This is a genomic window from Methylobacterium sp. EM32, from assembly GCF_040593685.1.
Classification (GTDB): Bacteria; Pseudomonadota; Alphaproteobacteria; order Rhizobiales; family Beijerinckiaceae; genus Methylobacterium.
The window spans coordinates 19995-28414 of the sequence record NZ_JBEXZS010000242.1 but is presented as its reverse complement, the minus strand read 5'-3'; the positions used below and the strand labels follow the sequence as shown (position 1 = coordinate 28414).

8 protein-coding genes are annotated in these 8420 nt (G+C 72.1%); 2 read left to right on the top strand and 6 right to left on the bottom strand.

Features of this window, described 5'->3' with window-relative positions; translation table 11 throughout:
- Both ABZT49_RS30590 and ABZT49_RS30585 read right to left on the bottom strand, forming a co-directional pair.
- Window positions 1–344, bottom strand: a 344-nt coding sequence (locus tag ABZT49_RS30590) for a transglutaminase-like cysteine peptidase (protein WP_355291874.1), incomplete at its 3' end; no start/stop codon positions are given.
- 117 nt (window positions 345–461) lie between these two features.
- Window positions 462–1700 (bottom strand): multidrug effflux MFS transporter, encoded by a 1239-nt coding sequence (locus tag ABZT49_RS30585; protein WP_355291872.1) that lies wholly within the window; start codon window positions 1698–1700, stop codon window positions 462–464.
- A 290-nt stretch (window positions 1701–1990) separates the two neighbouring features.
- On the opposite strand from ABZT49_RS30585, the gene ABZT49_RS30580 reads away from it, so the two are divergent.
- Together ABZT49_RS30580 and ABZT49_RS30575 are read left to right on the top strand one after the other, a co-directional pair.
- Complete coding sequence (locus ABZT49_RS30580) at window positions 1991–2272, top strand: hypothetical protein (RefSeq protein ID WP_355291870.1); 282 nt, start codon at window positions 1991–1993, stop codon at window positions 2270–2272.
- A gap of 276 nt (window positions 2273–2548) precedes the next feature.
- A complete protein-coding gene (locus tag ABZT49_RS30575; protein ID WP_355291868.1) occupies window positions 2549–2893 on the top strand; it encodes a hypothetical protein in 345 nt (114 codons plus the stop codon).
- Between the two features lie 22 nt (window positions 2894–2915).
- Here the strand turns inward: ABZT49_RS30575 and ABZT49_RS30570 are convergent, their stop codons facing one another.
- The 4 genes from ABZT49_RS30570 to ABZT49_RS30555 all read right to left on the bottom strand — a co-directional run bounded on the left by ABZT49_RS30570 (window position 2916) and on the right by ABZT49_RS30555 (window position 8395).
- A complete protein-coding gene (locus ABZT49_RS30570; RefSeq protein ID WP_355291866.1) occupies window positions 2916–3941 on the bottom strand; it encodes a helix-turn-helix domain-containing protein in 1026 nt (341 codons plus the stop codon).
- A gap of 174 nt (window positions 3942–4115) precedes the next feature.
- Window positions 4116–4538 carry a translation initiation factor 2 gene (locus ABZT49_RS30565; protein WP_355291864.1) on the bottom strand — a complete coding sequence of 141 codons (423 nt, stop codon included), beginning with the start codon at window positions 4536–4538 and terminating at the stop codon, window positions 4116–4118.
- A 666-nt stretch (window positions 4539–5204) separates the two neighbouring features.
- A complete protein-coding gene (locus tag ABZT49_RS30560) occupies window positions 5205–7547 on the bottom strand; it encodes a DUF3772 domain-containing protein (RefSeq protein ID WP_355291862.1) in 2343 nt (780 codons plus the stop codon).
- Between the two features lie 137 nt (window positions 7548–7684).
- Window positions 7685–8395: a hypothetical protein gene (locus tag ABZT49_RS30555; protein WP_355291860.1), complete on the bottom strand. Its 711-nt coding sequence runs from the start codon at window positions 8393–8395 to the stop codon at window positions 7685–7687.
- Between the last annotated feature and the right edge of the window lie 25 nt (window positions 8396–8420).

The window sequence follows — 8420 nt, the reverse complement described above, 5'->3', positions numbered from 1 at the left end:
AGGTCCCAGCGGTCGGGCACGCCCCAATGCTCCTGGTCGGTGACGGCGCGCAAGGACGTGTTGACCTGGCGGTTGATGCCGGTGACCGTCTGCCACAGCCGCGGGGTCAGGGTGACCTGCGCCGGCTCGCTCGCGTCCACCGCGCATTCCGACGCGTAGCGGGCGCAGAACTCGGTCCAGGCCGGGACCGGCCGGGCCTCGCCCACGGTGGCGGCCGGGATGGTGACCGCAGGGAGCGCCGCCAGGGTCTGGCTGCCCGCCCCGCTCACCGAGGCCATGAGCCCGGCGGCCACGGCCAGGACCTGCGCGATTCCGATTCCGCCCGTGCGACCCGCGATACGCATCTGGTACTCGCAACCGTTAAGCTCTCGTTAACGAGTTGGTCGCACGGCGGGTCCGCGAGGGCAATTGCCGAGTTAAGAAAAGGTTAACGTGTGTTCACAGGCCCGCAGCGGCCCGCGTCACACCCGCCGCAGCGAGAGGGCGGCGATCACCGAGGCCCCGAGCAGCGTCGCCGCCACCGGCGTGGCCGAGCCGTCGTGCCAGGTGGCGACCACCAGGGTGAACAGGGCGCCGAGCGCCATCTGCATGAAGCCGTAGAGGCTCGAGGCCGAGCCGGCGGCGTGGGGATCGACGTTCATCAACCCCGCCACCGCGTTCGGCCCGAGGAGCCCGATGCCGACCGCGTAGAGCACCAGCGGCGCGAGGAGCGAGACGACGGTGAGATGCCCGCTGCGGTCGACCGCCAGCAGCGCCAGAGCGGCGAGAAGGCAGATGCCGTTGCCCAGCTTGGCCGCGCGCTGGATCGGCATCCGGCCGGCGAGGCGCCCGGCGACCGCCGATCCGACCACCATCCCGGCCACCACGATCAGGCAATCGAGCCCCACCTCCTGCGACGAGCGCCCGAGCCGGTCGACGAGGAGAAACGGCGCCACCGCCAGGAAGGCGTAGAGGCTGGTGCCGGCGCAGGCCCCGGCGAGCAGGTAGGCCCGGTAGGCGGGATTGCGCAGCAGGCGCAGATAGGCGCCCGCGACCGCGCCGATCCCCGGCAGCGCGACCGGCCGCCGGTTGGTCTCCGGCAGGGTCAGCACCACCAGCGCGCCGAGGAGCGCCACCACCGCGGCCAGCACCACGAACACCGCCCGCCAGCCGAAGGCGCCGGCGACGAGGCCGCCGATCGCCGGTGCGAGCGCCGGCGTCAGCGTCATCGCCATGGTGAGGATCGCGATCTTGCGGGCGGCGTCCGCGGCGGTCGAGACGTCGCGCACCATCGCCCGGCCGAGGACCAGCGAGCCGCAGGCCCCGAGCGATTGCAGCACCCGTGCGACGATCAGGACCTCGATCGAGGGGGCGGGGATCGCCATGAGCAGCCCGGCGAGGTATAGCGACAGGCCGGCGATCAGCACCGGGCGGCGGCCGAACCGGTCCGAGAGCGGCCCGTAGACCAATTGCCCGCAGGCGAGGCCGACGAGGTAGAGGGTGATCGTCAGCTGCGCGGCGACGGGCGACGTGCCGAGATCGGCCGCCGCCGCCGCGAGCGCCGGCACGAAGATGTGCAGGGCCACCGTTCCGGTCATGGTCACGGCGACGAGGAGCGCCAGCGACGCCTGCCCGCGGGGTGCGGCGGCCTCGCCGGTCGAAGAGGCTTCGAGGGATGACGAGGCTTGGTCCTGGTCTCGGCCGGCACGCCTCGGTGACATCTTCATCGCTCGCACAACTCACGATCCGATTGGGGGCTGATCCTCTGTAAGACGATGGCGGCCGCGCGAGGCATGCCGGTCGGGAATGGCTGGACCCAGCCGGCGGCGCCTTTTGCCGGAGCGATCACCCTTTCGGGTCGGGTCATTCATCACATCTGAGTGAACTTAACCATCTTGTTTGTCTGCGAACGATTGAGACAATAATCAGACTTTCACGACGTGGCGGTCGGGGCGCGACCGCTTGCGGCGCGATCCTGGGCGCTGCCGCTCAAAGAGGGCAGGAGATGCCGATGTCCGATGGAGTGTTCGATTCCGGCCGCCGGCCGAACCTCTCCCGCGACCACGACGCGGTCCATGCCGGCGGCGTGTCGATCCGGCGCCTGCGCGAGATCGAGTCCCTGCTCGGGGTCTCGATCGACCCGGGTGCGGGGGCCGCGGCCGACGGTGCCATGACCTTCGAGCGCCAGGCGATCGATCTCCTGCGCGCCTTCGGGCGGATCACCGATCCCGCGACCCGCAGAGAGGTGCTGCGGCTCGTCACCGCCATGGCGCCGCGCGAGGGCCGGGACTGAGGGCGGGAGCGGCGGGGTGATACGATGTCCAGAAGATCCTTCCGGACATCGTATCGCAAGCCCGCGCGGTGGAGCCTGCGGCTCCACACACCTGAGCGAAGCCGATTTCTGCATTGCGAAAGCGATCCGATCGGATCGCCTGAAGCAATCACTCGGCAATCGTATGGACCCCGTGCGACACCGGCGCCGGTCCTGGCCGCACGAACCGCACGTCAGGTCATCCGTTGCCCGGGGCTGCCGCCCCGGAGAGGCGGCCTCAGGCAGGAGGACGCCCCCATGCGCGGGATAATCATCGCCGCATCGATCCTGGTCCCGCTCGGTGCCGCCGCGGCCGCCGCGACGCCCTGCGCCGAGCAGATCGCCACGATCGAGCGCCGGCTCGAGAGTCCCGGCGCCGCGGCGGTGACCGGCGAAGCACCGACGACGCAGGGGTCACCCAAGGCGCTCGCGGCCCCGCCGGCGGGACGGCCGAGCGACCCCGCGACCGTGCCGCAGGCCGGCCGCATCGCCGAGGCGCGCGGCCTGATCGCCACGGCGCGCGACCAGGACCGCGCCGGCAACGCACAGGCCTGCAACGACACCATGACCCGCGCCAAGGAGCTGATCGGCGCGCTGCCCTGAGGAAGCCGCCGGATCCCCGGCCTCAGATGGTCTCGCGCAGGCGCCGCATCGCCTGCACCCAGTCGCGCGGGCCGAGGCCGGGTGCCGCGCCGGCCAGGTGCAGGCCCTCGCGGGCGCGGCGGCGGGCGTCCCGCGGGCTCATCGCGAACCGGCTCCGGAACGAGCGGCTGAAATGCGTCTCGCTGGTGAAGCCGCTGCGGAAGGCCACCTGCGCGATGCTGCTGCGCTCGTCATCGGGCCGGTTCAGAGCCATGAACGCCCGGTCGAGCCGGCGTCCGGCGATGTACGCCATGACGCCGCCCTCGAAGCCGAACAGGCGGTACAGGGTCGCCCGCGACACCCGGCAGGCCGCCGCGATGCCGGCGGGGCTCAGGGTCGGGTCGTCGAGGTGGCGGTCGATATAGGCGCAGACCCGGTCGTGGACGCTGGCGCCGGCCGCCGCGCGCACGAGCGGGTCGGCCTGCCTGAGGTCGCTGCCCGACAGGAGCAGGCACAGCGCGTCGAGGGCGGCGCCCGCCTCCCGGGGGGTGAGGGACCCGGCATGGTCGGCCAGGCTGCGCAGGTGGCTCCCGATCACCGCCGCCAGCGCGCTGCCGCGGTCGATCGCCCGCCCGTGCAGGTCGTTCGCGCCGGCGAGCGGCAGCCGGTCCCGCGGCAGGATCAGCGTGAGGTTGGAAAAATCCGTCGCCCGCGTGTGCAGGGTGCGGTTGAGGTCGAGGACGTTGATGTCGCCGGCCGCGACCGAGACGGTCCGGTCGCCGCACAACCCCGTGAAGCCGCCGGCGACGTAGAGCTGGATCACGACATGGTCCCAGCCGGAGCTGCGGACGTCGCCCATGCTGCGCGCAAAGGTCTGCGCCCGCGAGGTGCAGGTCGTCAGCAGGGCGTCAGCCACCGGCACGGCCCGCATCTCGGCCCGGAACGCGGCCTTGGCCTCGTCCTCGATCCCGACCCGGAACAGGGGTTGCACCAGGTCGTGCCAGAGGGCGAATTGCTGCTCGGCGGCGAGCCGCTCAAGCGTGAAATCGATCGTCGCCGAGTCGGCCATCGTGTGGCGTTCGCCTGCCCCCCGCCCGAAGGCCGTCATGCCGGCGCTTCGATGCGGGAACGGGAACGCTGCGTCAATCCGGCGATGCGGGGACGCGCGTCTCGGACGACACTTGTCCCGTGCATTGCCCTGGGATTGCGACCAGGGCGCGTGATCGTCGGAGGGCGGCCTCCGTCAGCTCTGCGGCGCGGCGCGGCGGCGGCGGGCGGGAAGCGGCGAGGAGAACGGGACCATCCGGCCGATGACAGGGTTCGGCGTATGGTCCAGGGCTGTGCCGTTATAGACGTCGACGCCGGCGCCGATGACGCCGCCGAGGAGGGCGTTGCCCGCCATGCTGGCGCCGCCCGTCCCGCTCACCTTGGTGGTGACCGGCACCTGCACGTCGGCGTGGCCGGGCAGCGAGAAGGTCGAGACGAATTCCTGCTTGCGCGGCACTTCGAGGGTGCAGGGCGTGACCGGGCAGCCCGGCCCGAACGAGGTGCGCATCGCGGCGCCCGGCGGTTCCGACAGGAAGGTGACGGCCTCGGTCGTGCCGCGGGTCACGGTTCCACAGGCGGTCAGGGCGAGGAGGCTCAGGCTGGCGGCAATGATGCGCATCACGTCGGGCTCGCGCGGACGGCCGACCGGCGGCCGCGTCCACTGTCAGGAGGGCGGTTGATGACGAGGGGGATCCGGGCCGGTCGCCACAAGCTTGACCTTGGGGATCGCTCCGCTTGTTGCTCAAACGTATACCGATGTCCAGCGCACTTTCTCCGTCTGAGACACAGGGGCATTAAAATCCGCGCGGAATGAGATGCGGCATATCCCGAACACGCTCATCTCAGTTCCCTGCGTCATGCGGTGACGGTTCACGCATCAGGCGGTCCATACGTCTCGCGAGGCGCCGGAGTGCCGCACGGTAGAGTGCCGGCCGACCCTGCCGCTAGCGCCGGACGCGCCGAAATCTGAGACAGTCGCACATATTTTTGAGACGCTGACCAAGGGTTGTTGCATCATGCATCTTGCCGAAGGTGATACGATGATGCCGATATGCCGGCGCCGGATTATCCGACGCATGGGTATCGGTGAGTCGTTTGGTCATGATCGAGTCGAATGTCGGACGGTGGCCGCGGACGGTTTGGGAGCGGGCGGCTTGGGACCGCCCGATGAGCGGACGTGCGATCTCCCTGATGCTGGCCGCTGCGCTCGTCCTCGCCATCGCTGCGGCGGTCACCGCGCCGCTCTTGGGAGCACCTTGATGGTCGCGCCCTGAGCCGCCTGCCGTCAGGCCGCCGGCGGCCCGCCGAGCCTGATGCCGGCGCGGCGGAACAGCGTCAGCCAGATCGTGTTGAGCTCGCTGCGAGTCGCGTCGCTCGCTGCGAGGTCGACCAGGAAGCAGCGCACCTCGTATTCGAGGCCGTGCTCGCCGATCCGCATCAGGAGGATGCTCGGGGCCGGATGGGCCGCCACGTTGGGGTGCCGCTCCGCCACCTTCAGCAGGATCTCGTGCAGCACCTCGACGTCGGTCTCCTTGTCGAGGATCAGCGGCACGCGCAGGCGCTGGGTGTCGTCCGTCAGGGTCTTGTTGCGGACGATCGAGGTGATGAGATCGGTATTCGGCACCACGAGGTCGGTGCGGTCTCCGGTGGCGATCAGGGTGGAGCGCACGCTGATCCGCTTTACCCGGCCCTCCTCGCCCTTCACGGTGATGAGGTCGCCGACGCGGATCGGCCGCTCGGCGAGCACGATCAGCCCCGAGACGAAGTTCGACACGATGCTCTGGAGGCCGAAGCCGATGCCGACCGAGAGGGCGCCGGCGATCACCGTGAGGCTCTGCGGATTCACCCCGAGCTGGCCGAGCGCCACCACCAGCGTGAGGGCGAGGCCGCCATAGCCCACCACCGTGATTACCGAGTAGCGCGCGCCGGCATCGAGCCGCGTATGGGGCAGAAAGCGCCGGTCAAGCCACCCGGTAGCGAGCCGCGTCCCCAGCAGGCCGGCCCCGAAGGCGAGGAGCGCGAGCCCGGCGGCACCGAGCCAGCCGCGCAACTCCGCCACGGTGGTGCCGAGGAACGCGTCCTGGAACGGGTTCAGCTCGCCATGGGCGAGGCTCCACGGGCCGACGACCACAAACGCCATCGCGCCGACGACGAGGGCGTGCAGCACGCCCGAGAGGGCGATCGAGGCGAGCGCCAGCGTCTCGGGCCGGAGCGAGACGGTGCGGCACAGCCGCGACAGCCTGCCTGAGCGGGCGACGTCCTCGGGGGTCACCGAGAGCGCGTCGACGCAGATCAGCACGATCCAGCCCAAGGCCACCAGCACTCCGGTGACGAGGAAGCGCCCGATCAGGAAATCGCCGAGCGCCGTGAGGCCGAGGAGCACGCAGACGAATGCGGCCGCCGTCACCGCCCAGGCGAGGGGCCCTAGCGCCCCGAGCAGGCCGACCGGTGCGGCGGCCGGCATCGCCGCCAGCGCGGCTCCGTCCGGGGGTTCGGCGTTTGGAGGCTCGGCGTGGGCGAGCCGCGCCAGGGCGCCGGCGAGGAGGGCGCAGCAGGCGAGCACCGCGAGGATCGTCGCGGCCTCGCCGATCGCCGGCCGGAACCGCGCCATGACGGCGAACTCGGCGAGGACGAGCGTGGATGCGTAGATCAGCAGCATCGCGGTGCCGGTGCGGTGGATGGTCCGGGCCGCCGGGTCGCCGATCGCCAGGAGGCGCAGGGCAGGATCGCGCGGCGCGGTCAGCGCCCGCAGGATGCCGGTGCCGAGGATCGCGCCGGCGATGGCCGCGAGCAGCCGCACCGCGAGGGAATCGACGCTGCCGGGCGACAGGTCCATGTCCTCGTTGAGCAGGATCAGGAGGGCGAGGGCCACCGGCACCGGGGCCACCGTGACGACGAGGTCGATCAGGGCGTGCACCGCCGCCGCCCGGCGCGGGCCGATGCCCGCCCGCTCGCAGAGGCGCCGCCAGCGCCGCGCCAGGCGCCGCCCCGCCGAGCGGGTGATCCCGTAGAGGATCAGCCCCAGGACCAGCACCAAGGCGGCGCCGAGCATCTCCTCCTCGTCCAGGCCGGTCGCCGCCGCCCGCGCCCGCAGGTCCGCCAGCCGCTCGCCGACCTGCGGCAGGGCCCGGTCGAGGAGCTCGCCCCAGAAGGCCGGGGTGAGCGGGCTCGGGCTCGGGGCGAGCAGGCGCCGGGCGAACAGCGCGCGCCGCGCCTCGGCCACGCGGGTCAGGAGGTCTTCGGCGGCGCGCAGGCGCTGGCCGTCCTGCCGCGCCTGAGCCTCGACCTGCGCCAGCTCGGCCTCCAGCTGCCGCTTCTCGGCGGCGGCGGCCTCCGGCACCGCGGCGCGCCCGATCTCGGCGAGCTGCGCCTGGAGCCGGTTGAGGGCCGCCTCCGCCTCACGCCGCAGGGCCTTGGCCTCGGCGATCAGGGCCTCGGTCCGGTCGCGCAGGCCGAGCAGGCCCTTGAAGTCGCCCTGTAGCCGCTCGGCCTCCGCCCGGGCTGCCGCGATCCCGGTGGTGAGTTCGGTGCGGCGGGCGTCGTCGGTCTGGGCCGACGCCGGGAGGACCGGCGCGAGCAGGAGCACCAGCGCGATCAGGAGGCCGCGGAGAAGACCGGGAAGAGGCATGCGAGAGGAGACTTGGAAGACAGTCCAGGACGCCGCGCCGTGCGAAGCTTGGCCGCAGATTGCGTAGCATGGCCGTGCCGATCGGCAACAGACGACGGGGGGCGTCGTGCCGGTTATGCGCCGCGTTCCACCTGTTCTCAGCCGCCGTCGGCCGGGCGTGTCGCGATCCAGACCACGTGCGGGGTCCGCCCGGGGCGCTCGGAGCGGAGGCGGTGCTCCACGACCGAGAAGCCGGTGCGCTGGAGCCGGGCCTTGAACTTGCGGTCCGGACAGCCGGACCAGATTCCGACGAGACCCCCCGGGCGCAGGGCCCAGCGCGCCCGCTTCAAGCCCCACGTATCGTAGAGCCGGTCGTTCCCCCGGCTCACCAGGCCGCGCGGGCCGTTGTCGACGTCGAGCAGGATCGCGTCCCAGGCCTGCGGCCCGGACTGGATCACCCGGTTGACGTCACCCTCGCGGATCTCGACCCGCGGGTCGTCGAGGCAGCCGCCGAAGACATGCGCCAGCGGCCCGCGGGCCCAGGCCAGGACCGACGGCACCAGCTCGGCGACGACCACCTTGGCGTCGGGCCCGAGTTCGGCGAGCGCCGCCCGCAGGGTGAAGCCCATGCCGAGTCCGCCGATCAGCACCCGCGGCGCCGGATGGTCGCGCAAGTGCGCGCAGGCAAGGGCCGCGAGGTCGCGCTCGGAGCCGCTGCGGTGGCTGCCCATCAGCTCCATGCCCTCGACGACGATCAGGTACTCGTCGTCGCGCCGCACCAGCCTGAGGGAACCGCCGCCGGGAATCGGGCCGGTGTCCAATTCGGTCCAGGCCGCCAGCGCCGCGCCGGGCACGGGGGAACGCCGCATCGCTCGTCTCTCCACCGCCAGGGGA

What these genes read in the sequence shown, in the direction of transcription:
- ABZT49_RS30580 (WP_355291870.1), top strand. Translation starts at nt 1,991, where the DNA reads ATGTCCGATGGAGTGTTCGATTCCGGCCGCCGGCCGAACCTCTCCCGC.
- ABZT49_RS30565 (WP_355291864.1), bottom strand. Translation starts at nt 4,538, where the DNA reads ATGCGCATCATTGCCGCCAGCCTGAGCCTCCTCGCCCTGACCGCCTGT.
- ABZT49_RS30555 (WP_355291860.1), bottom strand. Translation starts at nt 8,395, where the DNA reads ATGCGGCGTTCCCCCGTGCCCGGCGCGGCGCTGGCGGCCTGGACCGAA.
- ABZT49_RS30560 (WP_355291862.1), bottom strand. Translation starts at nt 7,547, where the DNA reads ATGCCTCTTCCCGGTCTTCTCCGCGGCCTCCTGATCGCGCTGGTGCTC.
- ABZT49_RS30575 (WP_355291868.1), top strand. Translation starts at nt 2,549, where the DNA reads ATGCGCGGGATAATCATCGCCGCATCGATCCTGGTCCCGCTCGGTGCC.
- ABZT49_RS30585 (WP_355291872.1), bottom strand. Translation starts at nt 1,700, where the DNA reads ATGTCACCGAGGCGTGCCGGCCGAGACCAGGACCAAGCCTCGTCATCC.
- ABZT49_RS30570 (WP_355291866.1), bottom strand. Translation starts at nt 3,941, where the DNA reads ATGGCCGACTCGGCGACGATCGATTTCACGCTTGAGCGGCTCGCCGCC.